General features: G+C 60.2%; 15 protein-coding genes and 1 pseudogene. 6 read left to right on the top strand and 10 right to left on the bottom strand.

Translation table 11 applies throughout. The annotated features are described in order from the left end of the window. Window positions 1-15 precede the first annotated feature (15 nt). A pseudogene (locus B0D71_RS21800) lies at window positions 16-603 on the bottom strand (DUF4172 domain-containing protein); the annotation flags it as partial. Window positions 604-865: 262 nt separating this feature from the next. On the opposite strand from B0D71_RS21800, the gene B0D71_RS21795 reads away from it, so the two are divergent. From B0D71_RS21795 to B0D71_RS21770, 6 genes are read left to right on the top strand one after another with little or no spacing between them, the layout of a single operon-like run. Beyond that, complete coding sequence (locus tag B0D71_RS21795; protein WP_103396573.1) at window positions 866-1657, top strand: YfaP family protein; 792 nt, start codon at window positions 866-868, stop codon at window positions 1655-1657. 39 nt (window positions 1658-1696) lie between these two features. Beyond that, window positions 1697-3409 (top strand): DUF2138 domain-containing protein, encoded by a 1713-nt coding sequence (locus tag B0D71_RS21790; protein WP_103396572.1) that lies wholly within the window; start codon window positions 1697-1699, stop codon window positions 3407-3409. Then, a complete protein-coding gene (locus B0D71_RS21785) occupies window positions 3406-4044 on the top strand; it encodes a DUF1175 domain-containing protein (protein ID WP_103396571.1) in 639 nt (212 codons plus the stop codon). The genes B0D71_RS21790 and B0D71_RS21785 overlap by 4 nt, the downstream gene beginning before the upstream one ends. Continuing rightward, window positions 4041-8600: an alpha-2-macroglobulin family protein gene (locus tag B0D71_RS21780; protein ID WP_103396570.1), complete on the top strand. Its 4560-nt coding sequence runs from the start codon at window positions 4041-4043 to the stop codon at window positions 8598-8600. Before B0D71_RS21785 ends, B0D71_RS21780 begins: the two co-directional genes overlap by 4 nt. A gap of 16 nt (window positions 8601-8616) precedes the next feature. Next, entirely contained in the window at window positions 8617-10221 is a 1605-nt protein-coding gene (locus tag B0D71_RS21775; protein WP_420825144.1) for a DUF2300 domain-containing protein, read from the top strand. Window positions 10222-10224: 3 nt separating this feature from the next. Then, window positions 10225-11037, top strand: a complete 813-nt coding sequence (locus B0D71_RS21770) for a YfaP family protein (protein ID WP_103396568.1) — start codon at window positions 10225-10227, stop codon at window positions 11035-11037. A 337-nt stretch (window positions 11038-11374) separates the two neighbouring features. Here the strand turns inward: B0D71_RS21770 and B0D71_RS21760 are convergent, their stop codons facing one another. The 9 genes from B0D71_RS21760 to exaC all read right to left on the bottom strand — a co-directional run bounded on the left by B0D71_RS21760 (window position 11375) and on the right by exaC (window position 20854). Beyond that, entirely contained in the window at window positions 11375-12121 is a 747-nt protein-coding gene (locus B0D71_RS21760; RefSeq protein ID WP_103396566.1) for a LexA family transcriptional regulator, read from the bottom strand. 229 nt (window positions 12122-12350) lie between these two features. Next, window positions 12351-12878: an inorganic diphosphatase gene (gene ppa / locus B0D71_RS21755; protein ID WP_007894323.1), complete on the bottom strand. Its 528-nt coding sequence runs from the start codon at window positions 12876-12878 to the stop codon at window positions 12351-12353. A gap of 113 nt (window positions 12879-12991) precedes the next feature. Beyond that, window positions 12992-13804 carry a M90 family metallopeptidase gene (locus B0D71_RS21750; protein WP_103396565.1) on the bottom strand — a complete coding sequence of 271 codons (813 nt, stop codon included), beginning with the start codon at window positions 13802-13804 and terminating at the stop codon, window positions 12992-12994. Window positions 13805-13808: 4 nt separating this feature from the next. After that, entirely contained in the window at window positions 13809-14465 is a 657-nt protein-coding gene (locus B0D71_RS21745; protein ID WP_095965734.1) for a DedA family protein, read from the bottom strand. Between the two features lie 270 nt (window positions 14466-14735). Then, window positions 14736-15197 (bottom strand): GNAT family N-acetyltransferase, encoded by a 462-nt coding sequence (locus tag B0D71_RS21740; protein ID WP_103396564.1) that lies wholly within the window; start codon window positions 15195-15197, stop codon window positions 14736-14738. Window positions 15198-15311: 114 nt separating this feature from the next. After that, window positions 15312-16136 carry an ethanolamine ammonia-lyase subunit EutC gene (eutC, locus tag B0D71_RS21735; RefSeq protein ID WP_103396563.1) on the bottom strand — a complete coding sequence of 275 codons (825 nt, stop codon included), beginning with the start codon at window positions 16134-16136 and terminating at the stop codon, window positions 15312-15314. An 8-nt stretch (window positions 16137-16144) separates the two neighbouring features. Further along, on the bottom strand, window positions 16145-17539 hold the full coding sequence (locus tag B0D71_RS21730) for an ethanolamine ammonia-lyase subunit EutB (RefSeq protein WP_103396562.1): 1395 nt from the start codon (window positions 17537-17539) through the stop codon (window positions 16145-16147). Between the two features lie 200 nt (window positions 17540-17739). Next, on the bottom strand, window positions 17740-19113 hold the full coding sequence (gene eat / locus B0D71_RS21725) for an ethanolamine permease (RefSeq protein ID WP_103396561.1): 1374 nt from the start codon (window positions 19111-19113) through the stop codon (window positions 17740-17742). A 220-nt stretch (window positions 19114-19333) separates the two neighbouring features. Next, window positions 19334-20854, bottom strand: coding sequence for an acetaldehyde dehydrogenase ExaC (exaC, locus tag B0D71_RS21720; RefSeq protein WP_095965731.1), 1521 nt, complete (start codon window positions 20852-20854; stop codon window positions 19334-19336). Window positions 20855-21070: the final 216 nt, after the last annotated feature.

Below are 21070 nucleotides of genomic sequence, written 5' to 3'. Positions count from 1 at the left end.
CGTTTTCACACAGCCTGGGTCGAGCCCGGCCCGACTTCGGCCGTTCTCAAACCACTCGAGGAAGATGTCGAGTTGACGCACAAGGCCCAGTCGAGGCGGCGCTTCGAAGTGCACGGTCGGCTTGTCGAGACGACCGGAGACGACCTGCATCGGTTCATCGCCTCGTAATGCACCGACATGAATCGCCCGGGCGGCGAGGTCGCCGTCCTGCTCTGGAAACAACCATTCATGCCAGCGCAGCAAGCGATCCATCGTCAGCGGCTCGGCAAATTGCTGCGTTGCATCGAGCACCAATTGCGCAAGACCTTCACTGCGTTGGCTGACCCTGTCGCCATCCAGTGGGTCCATGCCCAAGCGTCGAGCCAGTGACGAACGAACGGAGCCGACGTTCAGTTGTTCACCTTCGATGGCCGATGAGGTGACGATGTTTTGCAACAATGCATCCAGCTCACTTTGCGCGCTCAACGAACTGTCCACGGAACTGGCCATGCCCATCAACCGGCCCTGCGCTTGAACGCACTCGCGCAACAAGGGCGCCAAGCGTTCCGCATTCCAGGTGAAACCCGGCCAATCAGGTTGCTGCCATATCCATGTTGGTGTCATGAACTTGATGCTCTGGAGGGGATGAGCCGATTGGAAAGGCTATTCGGCTCATATAGTGAGCCGAATATGTCGTGTATTCGGCTCACCGTCCACCCACCGCAGTTTTGCAGGCGTCTAATTGTTAATGAGTGCCCGACTGGCTAACCTTCGGGCCCTATACGACCTGGCAGTCACGGGTCTTTCAGACGAAACGCTGTATCCACATCTGTAACGCGCCGAGGATCGAGCGCAAGGTTTCGTCATGCATGGCAGGAGGCGTCACATGCGCTCATTTCTTTTGCTGCTGATCGGGTTGGTTTTTGCGCCCGTGATTCTGGCTGCGCCGAATGCCGAGTTGTCGGAACCGGTGGGCGGGTGGCGTTACAACGGTTTGCTGGACCGTAGCGAAAACCCGCAAGTCGCCTATCCCACGCCGCCAATTGATCGGGGCGTGCAGCGCAATCGCACGATGATCGAGGGCCAACTGAAGGCCCTCGGTACCCAGCGCGGACCGCACACCTTGGCGGTCAACGGCAATCCGCTGAATCTCTATACCGACGAGCAAGGACGCTTCGCCCGGCCCTATGCGTTTGGCGCCGGTTCCAACAGCGTCGAAGTGCGTAGCGCCGAAGGCCAGTCCCTCAAGCGTGTTCAGTTCTATGAAGCCAACAATCTGCGCACACCGGTGCGGATTCGCGTGGTGTTGGGTTGGGATGATCCGAAGGCCGAACTCGACTTGCACATTGTCACGCCCGACGGCCAGCATGCCTTCTGGGCGCACTCGGCCTTGACCAATGGCGGCGGCCTCGACCCTGATGGCGTCGATGGCCCGGGCCCGGAAATGTTCACCATGACCGCACCGCTGCATGGCACCTATCTGGTTTACGTGAACTATTGGGGCAACTTCGGCAGCGGCGGCTATAACTTCGATGAGGCCAGCAACCAGAACGAGGTGATTACCTCGCAGATCAACCTGGTGCTCAACGAAAACACCGTCGATGAAAAACGCGAGACCTTCATCGTGCCCCTGCGCGCAATCGGCGACCTGCTGCTGGTCAAGACTTTCAACTACTAGGCATCCCCGCTCCACGGATGAACATCGGGTTTTGTGAACATGAGTGATAGCACCGTTACTCCGGCCGCTGGCGTACCTGCGGCCAAACCTTCCCTGCATTGGCCGACGCTGCTGATCGGGTTATGCCTGGTCGTTGGCGTGGCGGGTGGATTGAGCTGGTTCATGCACAAGCCCAAGGCCCCGGCGCCGGTGTTGGCCAGTGACAAACTGGGCATGAGCCGCCCGGATGGCTTGCTGGAAACCCATTCCCTGAGCCAGTTGCCCAAGGACCTGCTGGCGGTGCCGTTCCTCAAGGAAACCCTGACCGAAGATTTCGTCTTCTATTACGAAACCCACGCCGATCGCCTGGGCTTGATCGGCAGCTTGCGGCGGATCATCTACGAACATGACCTGAAACTGCAGGACACCCTGATCGAGCAGTTGTTCGATCAGCCTGCCGACATAGCGTTGTGGCGCGGGGCGGATGGGCGCCTCAAGGATTTCCTGCTGGTGATGGATCGCGGCGGGCTGGCCAAGGTGCTGGAGCCTATGGCCAAAGTGGCGCTGGACGACTCGCAACTGAGCAAAGTCGCTGACGTGAAGGTCGGCAGCGAAGACGTGGCGCTCTATCAACTCAATTACAACGCCAGCAAGGCACTGCTTTTCGCATCCCGTGGCGACAAACTGGTGGTGCTGTCCAATCCGGCAAAACTCTACGATCCGCAAAGCGGTGCAACGGAGGAACCGGGCAGCGTGTCGACCACGGCCATTGCCGCGCTGCTCAATGGCGACAAACTGTTTCCCGAAGCCTTCGGCCTGCCCCCTCGTGCGCCTGAGGTAAAACAGCGTCTGTCGGTAAATGCCAGCGTGTTGGCCATGGGGTACCAGCGTTTTATCCCGAACTTTGCCGGGCTGCGTTTCGACATGGACGACAAGGGCTGGCACAGCTTCCTGGCCATGGATGAGCTGGAAAATCAGCCGGACTTCGATTTCAAACCGATCTGGCAAGCCATGCCCATGGGCGCCAGCGCTTGCGTGGCGTTGCCGCTGGCGGCCGAACAACAGAAACCGCTGCTGGTGAAACTCGGTGCGCAGGAGAAGGTGGCCCAGGCGCTGACTGAACACATGGCCGGCGCGGCGGGCCTGTGCTGGTATGCCGATTCGCGGTTGTACACACCCTTGCTGGTGGCCAGCCTCAACGATGACGACGGCGGCCAACTCGATGGGGATTTGGGCAGCCTGTTCGGCTCGATGGTCGGCGCCTACGAGAGCAATGTCGAAGAGGGTGCATTCCCCGTAGTGGAAAAACAGGAAGGCCTGAGCCACCAGTGGCTACGTCAGGTCAGCTCCAGTTTCGGTCCCTATGCGGCCAAGGAAGCTCAAGATCCCGACGCCATCAGCGGCAAGGCGTTCATGCGCGTGAGCCTGGCGCGTCACGGTTCGACGCTGCTGTTTTCCCTCGATGACAAGCTGGTGGACAAGGCCCTGGGCACCCTCGATAAACGCTTCCCGCCAATGGCCGACGTGGTGCCCAAAGACCTGCTGATGCCGGTCTATTTCGGCCCGGATTCCATGGCGCAACTGATGCAGCAGGAAACCCTCGACAGCCTGCCCCAGGACATGGAACCGGTGTTCTACAACGCTGCGCAAACCTACCTGATCCCGAAACTGCGCAAGCTCGGCGGCAACGGAAAATACGCCCTGATCTTACCCGAAGGCAGCGAGCCGGACGGCCACTGGCAGTGGTTGCCGCTGGAGTGGAAAGCGCTGTGACGGCATTGATCCGCAGTCTCGGCCTGTTGGTGCTGTTGCTGAGCGCGGGTGCCCGCGCTGTCGAGGCGCCGTCGCTCGACCCGCAGCAATCCCAGGTGTTCCGCGCCTGGTTCGTGCGCATTGCCCAGGAGCAACTGAGCCAGGGCCCGAGCCCACGTTGGTATCAACAGGACTGTGCTGGGCTGGTGCGTTTTGCCGCCAATGAAGCGCTCAAAGTCCATGACGACAAATGGCTGCGCAGCAATGGCCTGTCCAATCGTTACCTGCCACCGGAACTGCAGCTGAGTGATGCCCAGCGTGGCCTCGCCCAGCAATGGCAGCAGGGCGGCGGCAAAGTCGGGCCATATGTCAATGCGATCAAATTGATCCAGTTCAATAGCCATCTGGTCAGTCGTGATGTGTCACAGGCGCGTCCTGGCGACCTGATGTTTTTCGATCAGGGTGACGACCAGCACCTGATGATCTGGATGGGCCGCTACATCGCCTATCACACCGGTACCACCACCCCCACCGACAACGGCATGCGTTCGGCAAGCCTGCAGCAACTCATGACATGGAAGGACACCCGATGGATACCCGACGCAGCCAACCCCAACTTCATCGGCGTCTATCGACTGAATTTTCTCTCCCAATGACCGGTGCCCGCATGCTGCGTTTACTGTCTCTGATGTTGGTGTTGGTACTGCCTTTCTCGGCGGTTCATGCTGAAGACTCGGTCCCGGCCAGCGGCTATGCGCCTGTGGCCGGCGAGAGTTTTTTTCTGCTGGCCGACAGCAGTTTTGCCAGCGATGAGCAGGCGATGGTGCGCCTCGAAGCACCGGGCCGCGACTATCGCCGGTTTCGCATGGAACCCTACGGTGGTGCTGACATTCGGGTGTACCGCATCGACAAACCACTGGATTTCCTCAAGCGCCAGAAGAACCTGCATCGGGTGGTCAGCGATGGCCAGTTCAAGGGTGAAGGTCTGTCCAACACCCTCGCGTACCTATGGGACAACTGGTATCGAAAATCCCGTCGGGTGATGCAGCGGGCGTTTTCCTACGAGTCGCGTAAACAAGTCACCGAAGAAGTGCCTGAGCTGAAGATGGGCAACGCGATGGCCGCGCCAACGCCCTACGATGCGCAGCCGCAATTCGCGCTGATACCGGGTTTGCCGGTGGTCAGCCAGTTCCGTTATCCGTTGTGGCAGGCCAAGCCGATCCAGCCACCTGCCGGGGTGAACCTGGCCGGGTCTTCCAGTGAGTTCGTCAGTGTCGCGCCGGGCAACGTGTACATCCCGTTGGGCAATCTCAAACCGGGTCTTTATCTGGTGGAAGCGCTGATTGGCAAGTACCGCGCGACCACCATGGTGTTCGTCTCCAACACCGTGGCAGTGAGCAAGATTGCAGGTGACGAGTTGCTGGTGTGGGCCGCGCGCAAACACGAAGGGAGCTCGGTGCCGAAGGTCAATGTGCTGTGGACCGATGGCCTCGGCGTGATGAGCAGCGGCGCCACCGATACCGATGGTTTGCTGCGCCTGAAACACGTCAGTCCCGAGCGTTCGTTCGTGATTGGCGAGGACGAAGAAGGCGGGGTTTTCGTCTCGGAAAACTTCTACTACGACAGCGAAATCTACGACACCAAACTCTATGCCTTCACCGACCGGCCGTTGTATCGGCCAGGAGATTGGGTGTCGCTGAAAATCGTCGGACGTGAATTCAAGAACGCGCGGGACTCGGTGCAGCCAAGCGCTGCCGACGTCAGCGTGACTGTGCTCGATGCGACCGGCACGGCGCTGCAATCCCTTGATCTGAAACTCGACTCCAAGGCTGGCACTCAAGGCCGATTCCAGTTGCCGGACAACGCCGTGGCCGGTGGCTATGAACTGCGTTTGAGCTACAAGGATCAGGCTTACAGCAGCGCCTTCCGCGTCGCTGAGTACATCAAGCCGCACTTCGAGATTTCCCTCAACCTGGCCAAGCAGGACTACCGCACCGGCGAGCCGGTCAAGGGCAGCCTGGTATTGCTGTACCCGGACGGCAAACCGGTGGCCAATGCCAAATTGAGCCTGAGCCTGCGTGCCCAACAGCTGTCGATGGTCGATAACGAACTGCAATACCTCGGGCAATTTCCGGTGGAGCTGACCAGTACCGAATTGACCACCGACGCCAAGGGCAACGCGTCCCTCGACTTGCCGGCCGCCGACAAACCGAGTCGCTACATGCTGACCGTGTTCGCCAGCGACGGTGCGGCGTATCGGGTGAAGACCACCAAGGAAATCCTCATCGACCGCGGCGCGGCGAATTTCCGATTGAGTGCGCCCCGACGCTTCAGTGCGGTGGGTGACAAGGTTGCCTTCAGCTACACCCGCGAAGGCGAGCAGGCCGAAGCGGTTTCTCCTGGCAGTTACGACTGGGTACGTCTGGAAGACCAGAGCACCGGCGAGGGCAAGCTCGCGGCTACCGACAAAGGTTTCACCCTGGCCTTCGATCGGCCGGGCACCTACAACCTGACGCTCAAGGATGACCATGGCCGGGTGGTTGGCGCCACCGGTCATTCGGTCACGGGCGAAGGTGTCAAAGCCGTACCCGGCACGGTGGAAATCGTCCTCGACAAGCCCGAGTACATCACCGGCGATGAAGCGCTGGCACTGATCACTTTCCCCGAGCCGGTCAGCGATGCGCTGCTGTCTCTGGAGCGCGACAAGGTCGAAGCCACTGCGTTACTTTCCAAGGGCGCTGACTGGCTGAAGCTGGAAAAACTCAGCGATACCCAATACCGCGCGCGCATCCCGGTGAAGGACGGTTTCGCGCCGAACCTGACCTTCTCGGTGCTGTACACCAAGGGCGGTCAGTACAGTTTTCAGAACGCTGGCATCAAGGTCGTAACGCCACAGATCGACGTGGCCATCGCCACCGATAAAGACACCTACCAGCCGGGTGAAACGGTCTCGGTGGACCTGACCACGCAGTTCGCCGGCAAAGCGATTCCCGCGCACCTGACGGTCAGCGTGGTCGATGAAATGGTCTACGCCCTGCAACCGGAAGTGGCGCCGAGCATCGACCAGTTCTTCTATCACCCACGGCGCAACAACGTGCGCACCAGTGCCAGTTTGTCGTTCATCAGTTATGACGTCGCCTTGCCAGGCAGCCCCGGTGCACCGGGCAAAGCCAATCGCAGTGAGCGTGGCGTGAAGGTGCTGGAGCGGCCGCGTCGCGAGGACGTCGACACGGCAGCGTGGCAACCAGAGTTGCTGACCGATGCCAACGGCAAAACCCGCTTCACCTTCAAGATGCCGGACTCCCTGACCCGCTGGCGCATCACCGCCAGGGCTATCGCCGATGACGGTCAGGTCGGACAGAAGAAGCTATTCATACGCTCGGAAAAACCGCTGTACCTGAAGTGGAGCGGCCCGAGCCGATTCCGCGTTGGTGACAAACCGGACCTCGGCGTGTTCGCCTTCAGCCAGGCCGAGAAACCGGTCAAGGCCGAACTGGTGACCCATTTCGCCGGCAACGAACAGCGCGTGCCGGTGACCCTGAACAGCGGCATCAACTACATCCCGTTGCCGGCGTTTGAACTGGCCAATGGCGAGTGGAGCGCCGAGCTGGTGCAGGACGGCAAAACCGCTGATGCGGTGACGGTGCACCTGAGCGCGACCGGTGAAGGCTGGCAGGTGACGCAATCGCAGAGTCTCGATGTGAGCAGCGGCGATACACCGCTGACTCTGCCGGCAGACGCGACCGATATTCGCCTGCGCCTGGATGACAGTCCGCAAGCGTTGTTCCGTTCGGCCCTCGATGATCTGTTGAGCTACCCCTACGGTGGCGTCGAGCAAACCGCCAGTCGCCTGCTGCCATTGAGCATCGCCTATCCGACGCTGGCGGCGAATCCGCAGATCCGCGATCGCTTGCGCCTGATCATGCAAAACAGTCGTCTGCGCCTGGTACAAATGGCTGGCCCTTCGGCGAGCTTCACCTGGTGGGGCATGGACGGCGAGCCGGATGCGTTCCTCACGGCCTACGCCTATTACGCCGACTGGCACGCCAGCCAGGTGCTGGAACTGAGCCTGCCGCCGGAGCATTGGCAGCGGGTGCTGGAGGTCTACGCCAAGCAGGCGAAGAACACGCCGCTGTTGCAGCGGGCGCTGATCCTGTCGTTCGCCAAACAGATGCAGTTGCCGGTCAACACCTTGCTCAGTGGCTTGATGGATGACCTGGCGAAAGCGGGCGAGGGCACTGCCGCGAACCTGATGGAAGACGGTGAAGACAGCCTTGTCATGGGCGATCCGGATTCAGCCTTGGGGCTGGCTGCCGCACGAGTGCTGACGGCATCGCTGGCCAGGCAAGCAAAGGTCGCTTTGCCGGACGCGTTCAATCGGCAACGGGTCGATGCGCAGCAACGTCTGGCGGTCAGTTCCCAGCCGTTTGCCGAAGCGCTGAACCTGTCGCTGCAACCTTTCGATCCGGCTCACGCTCAAGCGTTGTTGCAACGTCTATTGCCGCAGCAATCGACCCTGGAGCGTGCGTTGGCGCTCACCTGGCTGCAACGCAGCATCGAGCAGGCATCGCCCACTATCGCGTTGGCACCGGGTGAAGGCTGGAAGAAGCGGTACGGGGTTTCTGGTGAGATGTATTGGACGTGGCAGGGGCCTGCGCCAGTGCCGACGGTATTGACGCTGACCGGGGTGCAAGAGCGTCCGCTGCGCGCGGCATTGAGCTACCGCAGCCAGCAACCGGCGGTCGAACCGATGGCCGTGACCATCACTCGTCGCCTGTCGCGACTGGTGCCGGGGGATGAAGCCTTCACCTTCAAACTCGAAGCGGTCGGTAACGCGCCGCTGTCCAGCGACAACCTCTATCTCGATGAAGTGATCGTCACCAGCAAAGCCGCCAAGCCACTGCGCTATGGCCTGCTGGAAGTGCCGCTGCCACCCGGTGCCGATGTCGAGCGTACAACCTGGGGCATCAAGCTCATGGGCAAGGCCGGCACCGAGCCGACGGCGCTGGAGAAGGCGCGATTCGAGCCGGGGCAAATGGCTTATGCGGTTCCGGTCGATGCCTTGAGTGGCGAATTGCGCCTGCGGCACCTGGTGCGTTTCTCGCAGAAGGGGCAGTTCAACTTGCCGCCGGTGCGTTTCACTCAGGTTTATGCGCCGCAGCATCAGGCACTGGAGCAAAAGGCAGCCCTTGGCCAGGTCACGGTTCACTGACGTGCACAAGCTGCTGATGGCTTGGTTGCTGTGTTTGATCCCTGCGCTGGCGACGGCGCAGGACGAACCACTGCGCCTGGCCTTCAAAGGCGATTTATTGTCGTTGAGCCGAACTCAAGTGATCGCCCGCGAGCCACTGCCGCAGACTTTGCAGACACCCTTGGGCAGTGTGTGGAAGTTGTTCGTCTATGCCTGGCTGGTGGATACCGGTGCCCAAGAGCCGGCTTATGAGTGCCGCGGCCAGTCGAAGGAAGAGGTTTATTGCTGCACGGCGGGCGGCAAGATCGAGCGTGATCAGGCATTGGTGAAATCGTGTGGTTTGTACTTTGAGCCGGTACGGCTGGGTATCAGCGATGCCGATTGGCGAACCTTTTGGCAAGCGCGGCAGGCGCCGCAATGGTTGCTGGAATTACCGTTGTTGCAACCGGCCACAAGGGTTTCGGTGGCGCAGTTATTGAAGGTGCTTTCGGTGCTGCCGGCGCAGGACCAAGCCCGACGTGTATTGCTCGATGTGATGCTCAATGCCGCCGATGGCCATGTTGTCGGCGAACTCGGCAGCCGTCTGCGAGTGAAGACCTGGAGCTGGCTGGCGGATCAGGATGCAACCTCGCGTCAGGGCGGGTTTGCCGGTTGGACGGCGGACGGTACACCGGTTTGGGCCGGAGGACGTGGCACGAGTCAGCGGGTACTGCGTGATTACGCGCAGGCATTGTCTGCGGTGATTCCTGTTGCATGGCCTGTGGATGCGGGGAGGTGCGTAGAAGTCGATCTGTTCTCGCGCTATCCGCTTCGGCGCGTGCTGTCAGGGGGCACCGCAGTGACTTCCGGAGCATTGCAGGGTGATTATCGTGTTGAATTCGCCAACGGTAATGCGCTGGATATCCACAGCGATGGCGAACTGTTTCTGCTGAACCACAAGCTCGTGGCTCGTCTGGATCGCGAGGAGTACGTCGCCCGGGTTCTTCAGCGCGAAGCCAGTGCTGAACCGGTCGAGGCTGCCAAAGCCCTCGCCGTGTCCATCCGCACGTACCTGCTGCAAAACGCCACGCGCAGTGGCGATTGCCTGAGCATCGATGACAGCAGCAGCCGTCAGCGGGTCGCACCGCGTCCGGCGTCGCCCGAGTCTCGTAACATCGCGGCGTGGACCAGCGACCTGGTGCTGGCCGGCAGTACCGTCACCTATCATTCCGATCAACCCGGCCCGGACAAACTGTCCTGGCAGCACGCCGTCGAACAGGCCCGCGCCGGGCAGCGCTACGACGCCATCCTGCTGCACGCCTACCCACGCGCCAGCCTCAGTCGCTGGGACAACCCGGTCGCGTCCTGCGATGCGTTACCCGCCGCGCAAGACTGGCTGCAGAAACAAAGGCGCGGCTGGCGCCCAAAGCTTGAAAGCGAAACCGGCTACAGCGAAGTCAGCACCTTCGCCGTATGCCGTCTGGCCTTCGGCCGCCCCTATGTCGACCGCGAACGCCAACGCATCTACGTGCGCGGTGTGCTGACGCTACAAGACCGCCTCGACCTGACCCACGAATACCTGCACCTGGCCTTCGATGCACACCCCAATGGTCAGGACGAAACCTACATCGAAGGGCTCGCCCGCCACCTCTTGCTGGAATAGACCATGAAACTCCGTTATCCACAGGTCTTGCTGTTTATCTGTTCACTGGTGGCGTTGCCATCGGTGATGGCGACTGACAGCGCCAAACTCGACACCCCCGCAGGCGGCTGGCGCACTGGCGCGCCTGAGGGTGAAGGGGAAAACTTCCGGCAGACCGTCAACTACCCTGCCTCGTCGGTGAATACCCCGGCAGGGCAGGCCAATACCGCTCGCATCAGTGGGCAGATCAATGCCACGCCGAAATCGACAGAACCCGGCCGGCTGATCGTCAACGGTGTGAGCATGCCGTTGAAAATCGATCCAGCTGGCCGCTTCGATCGCCCGTTCTCATTCCCCAACGGCAGCAACAGCGTCGAGGTTCGCAGCCCTGACGGCCAACAACGTCACCGCACCCAGTTCCTCAACAGCAGCGGCGGCGCCACTCCGGCCAAATTGCGCGTATTGCTGGCGTGGGACAGCGACGGCACCGACCTCGACCTGCACCTGATCACCCCCGACGGCGCGCACATCTGGTACGGCGACCGCGTCGCGCCCAACGGCGCGGCACTCGACGTCGACGTCACCACCGGCTACGGCCCGGAAATCTTCGCCATGCCCGCACCGATCAAAGGGCAATATCTGGTGTATGTGAACTACTTCGGCGGCGGCTACAGCAGTGATGAAGAAGGGCAGGAAGACGCGGTCCAACCACTGACCACCGCGCAGGTTACGGTGATTACCGAAGAAGGAACGCCGAGCGAGAAGATGGAGACGTTCCTGGTGCCGATGCGCGCGGTCGGGGAGCTGACGTTGGTGAAGGGGTTTAGTTATCCGTGAGGGGAAAGTGATAGCAGTGCTGCGACAAATTCAAGTACGGGGCAGATCGCTTTCTTTCAGGCATTAAAAAGCCGGCTTGTGGCCGGCTTCTCGGGGACTGGCTTGGATCATTTTTGGTAAACCGCGCCAGCCTTCAAAACGTACACCCGGATCTTGCGTCCGGCTGTGGGACCTGGGGAGAAAGTCATCTGTCAGGTCAGTGCATCTGAGCCGCAAGGCGGGTCGATGCGCAAATGTGGGGCGCAGCATACGCAGGTTTGGCGCAAATTCCCAGCGGGAAGTGCCGGGCAGAGCCGCTCGGCCACCCGGGTGGGTGGCCGATGGGCGTTCTGGGAGCTTAAAGAAATGGCACCGCCGGCCGCCGTTTGTTCAGGGTCGACCACCAGAACACCCAGCCCAGCACTCTGATGTTCTGCTCTTCGATTTGTGCGGCCCTGAAGATTTCATCCGGGTACTCGGCACGGTTGTGGCTGCGCAGTCGCAGGGAGTTGCCCGGTAGTCGGTGCAGGTACTTGATGCGCAGCATGCCGTCATGTTCGATGGCGTAGATCTCGCCATCGATAATCTGGGTCAGGCCACGGTCAATCGCCAGGGTCGAACCGTCTTCAATTTTCTCTCCCATGCTGTTGCCGCTCATGAAGGCACAGATGGCGTCGGCGTGGTTGATTTCCAGGGAATCGAGGTGACTACGGGGCAGGCGAATGGATTGCTTGGGGTCTTCAATGACGTGGGTTTTGTTTGAGCCCGGGGTGGTGACCGCTTCTTTGTACAGAGGCAATTCGACGTCGACAGGCTCGATGACGGTGTAGACGCCACGGATGGTCTGGGCATCGAAGGTGTTGCCGGACTCGTCGAGCAGGCGCAGGTGCTGGGCATCTTTCGAGCCTTCGCCGGTTTTCAGCCAGTCGCTGCTGACGGAGAGTTTTCTGGCGACCTCTTCCATGCAATGGGCGGGCACACCGCGGGTGTACCAGTTATGTACATTTTGCGGAGCCGTATCCAGAAATTCGGCAAATCCGGTGGTCGTGATGTTCGCTGCTTCGAGGAGCGCTTTGAAGCGTGGGCCGCTAGTGTTCTTTTTCATGAACGCGAGTCTACTGGCGGCTGGTAAGGGTTTGAATAAACGCCTCGTTCAAATTTAGCGGGAAATTTACGACCGGATGTAAGGCGTTCTTGAGGAATTTTAAACAGGCAAAAACCAAGTTCGAGCAAGACTAAACGTCATGTTTAGCGCGCTTATCAAGCGCCCACAAAAAACCCCGGATCAACCGGGGTTTTTCTTGAAGCCTGTCGCTTGAAGCTCGCGGCTGCTATTAACCTTTATAGGCTGCAACCGACTTGGTGATCGCGTCGCGGGCGGCGTCTGCGCCGGCCCAGCCTTCGATCTTCACCCATTTGCCTTTTTCGAGATCTTTGTAGTTCGCGAAGAAGTGCTCGATCTGCTGGATCAGCAGTGCTGGCAGGTCGGTGTATTCCTTCACGTCGACGTACAGCTGGGACAGCTTGTCGTGTGGGACTGCGATGACTTTGGCATCGCCGCCGCCGTCGTCGGTCATGTTCAGGATGCCGACCGGACGAGCGCGGATTACCGAACCTGGAGCAACCGGGTAAGGGGTCACGACCAGCACGTCGAGGGGATCACCGTCGTCAGCCAGGGTGTTCGGGATGTAACCGTAGTTGGCCGGGTAGAACATTGGGGTGGCCATGAAACGGTCAACGAACAGGCAATCGCTGTCTTTGTCGATTTCGTATTTGATCGGCGCGTGGTTGGCCGGAATCTCGATCGCGACGTAGATGTCGTTCGGCAGGTCTTTGCCAGCCGGAATCTTGCTGTAGCTCATTGGGCGTTGCCCCCGTTAGTTGACCAAAAACAATTGGTCGGATTGACCAAAAAGTGGCGGCGATTATAGGCATATTCCTGGGTCGACGCCATGTACCAGAAGTCGTATGGCGCTTACTGGTGTGCCTGATGGACAGGGTCATGTGCCTGAAGTTGCTTCAACCTCGCCAGCGGGTCCTGGCGATAGAACAGCTTCAACTGTTGATACACCTGTGGATAAGCCTCATGCAGCAAATCCGGGGCGCTGAAGAAGTACTCGCTGGTGACGGCGAAGAACTCGGCAGGGTTTTCGGCGGCATAGGGATCGATGGCCGTTTCGGCATCGGGATTGCGCTCCAGTTGCCGGTCGAGGTCGTCGTAGGCCTCTTGCATGACGCTGGCCCAGTCGCTGACCCGCATGTCAGGGTGCAACGGCGGCAGGCCGTTGGCGACGCCATTGAGCATGTCGAGTTTGTGCGCCAGTTCGTGGATCACCAGGTTGTAGCCTTCCCAGCCACCACTGGCCATCACGCCCGGCCATGCGAGGATGATCGGGCCTTGCTGCCAGGCTTCACCGCTGTGCTCGCCGTCCCATTCGTGCTCGACGCCACTGGCATCGCGATGGCGCTGGGGGCTGAGGAAGTCGTCAGGGTAGAGAATGATTTCGTGGAAGCCCTGATACCAGTTCAGGTCGCCGAGGTGCAGCAGCGGCAGTTGCGCCTGGGCCGCGAGCAGCAAGCGTTGCTCCTGATGCAGTTCGACGCCGGGCAGGGCCGTCAGGTGCTTGTCTTCGAGGAACAGCACGCAGGCTTCGCGCAGCCATTGGTCTTCGGCGGCACTGATGCCGTCGAGAAAGCTCAGGTGATGGTGCACCCGTTGCCATATGTCATCGGCAATCGGGTGCTTGGCCAGGGTGCGCTGGCGACGCCAGGCGCTCAGAGACCACATCGTGTCAGCGCGATTCGGCTTTTGAGCTCGAACCGGCAAGGCGGCTACGCACCATGCCAATGATCATCGGCACCAGCGAGAGCAGGATGATGCCCACAATCAGCAGCGACAGGTTTTTCTTGATGAACGGCACATTGCCAAAGAAGTAACCGAGCGTCACCAGGCCGCCGACCCACAGGATCGTACCCAGCACACTGAAGGCGAAGAAGCGCGGATAGGGCATTTTGCCCACGCCGGCGACGAAGGGCGCAAAGGTACGGATGATGGGCAGGAAGCGCGCCAGGGTCACGGTTTTGCCGCCATGCTTGTCGTAGAAATCGTGGGTTTGTTGCAGGTAGTCGCGCCGGAAGATCTTCGAGTTCGGATTGCTGAACAGTTTTTCCCCCGCCGTTCGTCCGATGATGTAGTTGGTACTGTCGCCCAGGATCGCCGCCAGCATCAGCAGGCCGCCGAGCAGTACCGGGTCCATGCCGCCACCGGCCGCCACGGCGCCGGCGATGAACAGCAGGGAGTCGCCCGGAAGGAAGGGCATGACCACCAGGCCGGTTTCACAAAAGATAACCATGAACAGAATGGCGTAGATCCATGCCCCGTAGTTGGCTACAAGCATGTCGAGGTAGACGTCGAGATGCAGGACAATGTCGATCGGGTTGAAATCCATGGATAGCACCTGAGGTAATGGCCCGACTCAGCGGGCCTGTGCGGATGACTTGGCGTAAGACTACAGATAGGGGTAGTTTTTCTTACAAGCGGGAATATCGGGATTATACGAGGCGAGTGGTGAAAATCGCGTCGAGATTGTAGCGGGGAATGTCACGACAGGGCTGATGTTTGATAACGAACAGGTGGGAGCGAGCCTGCTTCGCGATGCCGTCGTCTCGTTGGACCAGTGTAGTCCAGTCGATGCCATCGCGAGCAGGGTGCAGCTGATTTAGAGTTCGTCGCTGATCGGCAGTACATAGTTCTTGAATTCGGTGTCTACCTTGAAGCCGATGGACTCGTAGGTTTTCTGCGCGATTTCATTGTTGCTGCTGGTGGAAACACGCATGCGCACGGCATTGGTTTCCTTGGCCATTTTTTTCGCGGTACGGATCAGGTTGTCGGCCACCAACTGGCGGCGGGCGTCCTCGGCGACATAAATATCGTTGAGGATCCACACGCGTTTGAGCGAAAGCGAGGAGAAGCTCGGGTACAGCTGGCAGAAACCCATCAGTTTGTTGCTGTCGTCATCGGACAGCGCCAGGTAGATCACCGACTCCTTGCGACGCAGGCGTTTCTCGAGGAACGCCCGGGACGAGTCCGGATACGGCAGGGAACCATAAAACTCACGATATTTGACGAACAACGGGGCCAGCAGGTCCAGGTGTTCGAGGGTCGCTTGAATAATCCGCATGGTAGGTCTCGTCTTCAAGTGGCTGTCTTACGTCTCTGACGGCGATGGGAAACCCTTGGCGGCCGCGCAACGATCCTGCCTGAAACTGGTACGAATGTGCAATGCGGAAGCGGTTCAGGCATTCGGCGGGCCGAGCAGGAAATTACCTTTCATGTCGGCTCCCGCGTCCGCCTCCAGTGTCTGGACCTGTGCTTCATCCTTCAGATTGACCCCTGACAATTGCCGTCGACAGGCTTCGCGCATCAAATACAGCAAACGGTGTGCCGCCATGCCGTAACTCAGGCCTTCGAGCCGCACGTTGGAGATGCAATTACGGTAGGCATCGGTAAGGCCGACCTTGGGATTGTAGGTGAAATATAAACCCAGGCTGTCCGGGGAGCTGAGTCCAGGGCGTTCGCCGATGAGGATGACGGTCATTTTCGCACCCAGCAACTCACCGATTTCGTCCGCGACTGCCACGCGCCCCTGTTCCACCAATATCACCGGCGCAACAGTCCAGCCTTCGGCCGCAATCTGTTCTTCGAGGCGTGCCAGAAAGGGCAGGGTATGGCGATGAACGGCCAGTGCCGACAGGCCGTCGGCGATCACGATGACCAAATCGACCCCGCCAGGATGCGTCGAAGCGTATTCACGCAGGGTCTTTGCCGACGCCTCATTGAGCTTTCGTCCCAGGTCCGGGCGTTGCAGGTAACTGTTGCGGTCGATCGCGGCGCTGTGCAGCAAAAGGCTTTCGTGTCCGCGTTCGGCCAGTTGTGTGTTGAGTGCCGCGTGATCGAACGGCAAGTGCACCGCATCCCGCGCCTGGGCATGGGCGTATTGGAAGTCCAGTTGTGCGCGGGTGGGAATGCTGGTGCCGGTTCGGCCCAGGGCAATTCGCGCCGGTGTCAGGCGTCGCAGTTCCAGCCATGGGTTGTGGGGGTCGAAGGGTAGTTTATCCATGTCATTACTCATCCCAATTGCGCCAGGGCCTGGCGGAAGGCCGGCGGCAGGCTGCTGCCAAACAGAACCCGGCCGTCCGCCTGGGTGAAGATGCCCATTTTCGCCAGCCACTGCTCGAACTCCGGTGCGGGCTTCAACCCCAGGGTCTGCCTGGCGTAGAGCGCATCGTGGAACGAGGTTGTCTGGTAATTGAGCATGATGTCGTCGGAACCGGGGATGCCCATGATGAAGTTGATCCCGGCGACGCCCAGCAGGGTCAGCAGGGTGTCCATATCGTCCTGGTCAGCCTCGGCATGGTTGGTGTAGCAGATGTCGCAACCCATGGGCACGCCGAGCAACTTGCCGCAGAAGTGGTCTTCCAGGCCGGCGCGGATGATCTGTTTGCCGTTGTACAGGTATTCCGGCCCGATGAAACCGACAACGGTGTTGACCAGAAACGGGTTGAAGTGACGCGCGACGGCGTAGGCGCGGGTTTCGCAGGTTTGTTGATCGACGCCATGGTGGGCGTTGGCCGACAGGGCGCTGCCCTGGCCGGTTTCGAAGTACATCAGGTTCTGGCCCAGCGTGCCGCGATTCAGACTCAAACCGGCGTCATAGCCTTCCTTCAATACACTCAGGTTGATGCCGAAACTGGCGTTGGCCGCTTCGGTGCCGGCGATCGACTGGAACACCAGGTCCAGCGGAACGCCGCGATTGACCGCTTCGATCGATGTGGTGACATGGGTCAGCACACAAGCCTGGGTCGGGATTTCGTAGCGCTGGATGATCGCGTCGAGCATCTCCAGCATCGCGCAAATCGAGGCGATGCTATCGGTGGCCGGGTTGATACCGATCATTGCGTCGCCATTGCCGTGCAGCAGGCCGTCGAGAATGCTCGCGGCGATGCCGGCTGGTTCGTCGGTGGGGTGGTTCGGTTGCAGACGTGTGGATAAGCGCCCGCGCAGGCCCAGAGTGCCGCGAAACTGCGTGACCACGCGGATTTTTTGCGCCACCAGCACCAGATCCTGCACGCGCATGATCTTCGAGACGGCGGCAGCCATTTCCGGGGTGAGGCCGGGGGCCAGGGCGCGCAGGACCTGTTCGTCGGCGGCATCACTGAGCAGCCAGTCGCGAAAGCCGCCGACGGTGAGATGGCTGACGACGGCGAAGGCCTGTTTGTCGTGAGTGTCGATGATCAGTCGGGTGACTTCATCGGATTCGTAGGGGATCAGAGCTTCCTGCAGGAAGTGGCTTAGCGGAGTGTCGGCCAACGCCATCTGTGCGGCCACCCGCTCGCCATCGTTGAGCGCGGCGACGCCGGCCAGAAAATCTCCGGAGCGCGCCGGACTGGCTTTGGCCATCACTTCCTTGAGGCTGTCGAAGCGGTAAGTCTGGGCGCCGACGGTATGGGCGAATACGGCCATGGGGCGGTGTCCTCCTGTTATGTTCAAGTCTTGAATACGCCACTGGCCCTTGTGGGAGCGAGCCTGCTCGCGAAAGCGGTCTGTCATTGGTACATGAGTCGCCTGACACTCCGTCATCGCGAGCAGGCTCGCCCCCACAAGGGAATTGCATGCACTTCAATAATGCAGGCGCCGGGCAGCGGGCCCGGCACCGGTGCAATTCATATACCTTCGAGCATAGCGTCCGCCGGTGCCTCGGAACGTTGCCTGGCGGTCAGCTGGAAGTACAGGTAACCGGCAGCCATGAATCCGAGGAATATCAGGCCGATCAAGGTGTTGAACCAAGCCATCGCCACCAGGCACACCACCGCCAGGAACAGCGCGATCCCCGGTACGATCGGATAACCCGGCGCGCGGAAGGTGCGTTCCAGGTTCGGTTCGGTTTTACGCAGTTTGAACAGGCTCAGCATACTGATGATGTACATCACGATGGCGCCGAATACCGACATGGTGATCATTGCCGCCGTCAGGGTCATGCCTTGCAGGTTGACCAGCCCGTCGCTGTAGATGGCCGCAATACCGATCACACCACCGGCCAGAATCGCCCGGTGCGGCGTCTGGAAGCGCGAGAGCTTGGCCAGGCCTTTGGGCAGGTAACCGGCGCGAGCCAGGGCGAAGAACTGCCGGGAATAGCCAAGAATGATCCCGTGGAAACTTGCCACCAGACCGAACAGGCCAATCCATACCAGCATGTGCATCCAGGTCGAATTATTGCCGACCACCGCTTTCATCGCCTGAGGCAACGGATCGTTGATGTTCGACAGCTGGCGCCAGTCGCCGACACCGCCGGCCATCACCATCACGCCGATGGCCAGGAACACCAGGGTCAGAATGCCGCTGACGTAGGCCCTGGGGATTGTGCGTTTCGGGTCTTTGGCTTCTTCGGCGGCCATGGCTGCGCCTTCGATGGCAAGAAAGAACCAGATCGCGAAGGGAATGGCGGCGAAAATTCCGGAAATCGAGCCCATCGTGAACTCATTGGCGCCAGACCAGCCATTGAGTACGAAGTTGCTGAAGCTGAAGCCCGGGGCGACCACGCCCATGAACACCAGCAGTTCAGCGACCGCCAGTACAGTGACCACCAATTCGAAGGTAGCGGCGATGCTGACGCCGAGGATGTTCAGGCCCATGAACACGAAATAGGCGCCAACGGCGGCGATCTTCGGGTCAAGTTCCGGGTATTGCACGTTCAGGTAGGCGCCGATGGCCATGGCGATGGCCGGTGGTGCAAAGACGAATTCGATCAGGGTGGCGATGCCGGCGATCAACCCGCCTTTCTCACCAAAGGCCCGGCGGCTGTAGGCAAACGGCCCGCCAGCGTGGGGAATCGCAGTCGTCAGTTCGGTGAAGCTGAAGATGAAGCAGGTGTACATCGTCGCCACCATCAACGCGGTGACGAGAAAGCCCAGTGTGCCTGCGGTGCCCCAGCCATAACTCCAGCCGAAGTACTCGCCGGAAATCACCAGGCCGACGGCAATGCCCCATAAATGCAGGGTGCCGAGTGTGGGTTTGAGCTGTGTGGAAGAAGTAGTCATAAGTCCTCTCTAATTTTTATTGTTCGATCTTTTGGACTTTCGGGTACGACGGGTTGGGTAAAAATCCTGAATGACGGGTACGCAAGGCCCGTGCCAGAGCGGCCAGGCCTTGGGTGTTGTGTCGTTTTGGATGTCATCGCCGGCAAGTCGGCTCCTACAGGTTTACGCGGTCTGTAGGAGCTGGCTTGCCAGCGATGGACTCACCTCATTTCAAGAGGGGTTAAAAGAAGCCCAGCGGATTGATGTCGTAGCTCACCAGCAGGTTTTTGGTCTGCTGATAGTGGTCGAGCATCATCTTGTGGGTTTCACGACCGACGCCGGACTTCTTGTACCCGCCGAACGCGGCGTGCGCCGGGTACAGGTGGTAGCAGTTGGTCCACACTCGACCGGCCTTGATGGCGCGGCCCATGCGGTAGGCGCGGTTGATGTCGCGGGTCCACAGGCCGGCGCCCAGGCCGAACTCGGTGTCGTTGGCGATGGCCAGGGCTTCGGCTTCGTCCTTGAAGGTGGTGATGCTCACCACCGGGCCGAAGATTTCTTCCTGGAACACACGCATCTTGTTGGTGCCCTTGAGCAGCGTCGGCTGGATGTAATACCCGCTCGCCAGGTTGCCCTCGAGTTTTTCCACCTTGCCGCCAGTCAGCAGCTCGGCACCTTCGCCCTTGGCGATTTCCAGGTACGAAAGGATTTTGTCGAATTGCTGCTCGGACGCCTGGGCGCCGACCATGGTGTCGGTGTCCAGCGGGTCGCCACGTTTGATTTGCAGGACCTTCTTCATCACCACTTGCATGAATTCGTCGTAGATCGACTCTTGCACCAAGGCGCGGGATGGGCAGGTGCAGACTTCGCCCTGGTTGAAGAATGCCAGCACCAGGCCTTCAGCGGCTTTCTCGATGAAGGACGGCTCGGCCTTCATGATGTCTTCGAAGAAGATGTTCGGCGATTTGCCGCCCAGTTCCACGGTGGACGGAATGATGTTTTCGGCCGCGCATTTCATGATGTGCGAACCGACCGGGGTCGAGCCGGTGAAAGCGATCTTGGCAATGCGCTTGCTGGTGGCCAGCGCTTCGCCGGCTTCTTTGCCGAAACCTTGCACGATGTTCAGTACGCCCGGTGGCAGCAGGTCGCCGATCAGCTCGACCAGCACGGTGATGCCCAGCGGGGTTTGTTCGGCTGGCTTGAGCACCACGCAGTTACCGGCGGCCAGGGCCGGGGCGAGTTTCCACGCGGCCATCAGGATCGGGAAGTTCCACGGGATGATCTGCCCGACCACGCCCAGCGGTTCATGGATGTGATAGGCCACGGTGTTGCCGTCGATTTCGGCAGCGCTGCCTTCCTGGGCGCGGATGCAACCGGCGAAGTAGCGGAAGTGGTCGGCGGCCAGCGGGATGTCGGCGTTGAGGGTTTCACGCACGGCCTTGCCGTTGTCCCAGGATTCGGTGATCGCCAGCAATTCCAGGTTCTGTTCGATGCGGTCGGCGATTTTCAGCAGCACCAGCGAACGGGCTTGCGCAGAAGTAGCGCCCCACGCGTCGGCGGCGGCGTGGGCGGCATCCAGGGCCTTATCGATGTCTTCGGCCGTGGAGCGGGGGAATTCGGCAATCGGTTGGCCATTCACTGGCGAGGTATTGGTGAAGTACTGACCTTTGACAGGCGCGACGAACTCGCCGCCGATGTAGTTACCGTATTTGGCTTTGAACGAAACGATAGCGCCTTCAGTACCGGGGTGAGCGTAACGCATGGTGGTCTCTCCTTGCTTTTGTGCTTATAGGGAGTCGCGCATGTGCGCTTGCTATAAGCGTAGAGCAAGGGGCGGGCCAGTGCGTTGCAGCTCAGTCAAATCAAGGCCTTGCGCATTTTTTGTCGGACGGATGGAGTGCGCCTGTGACGCTTTCGGTACAGCAGCAGTGACACTTTGTACCGCTTCTGGCACAGCCTGTGACTGGGTAGTCTTGCA

The sequence above is a fragment of the Pseudomonas laurylsulfativorans genome, assembly GCF_002906155.1.
GTDB classification, from domain to species: Bacteria; Pseudomonadota; Gammaproteobacteria; order Pseudomonadales; family Pseudomonadaceae; genus Aquipseudomonas; species Aquipseudomonas laurylsulfativorans.
The sequence above is the reverse complement of the archived record's forward strand: the minus strand, read 5'-3'. Positions and strand labels throughout refer to the sequence as shown.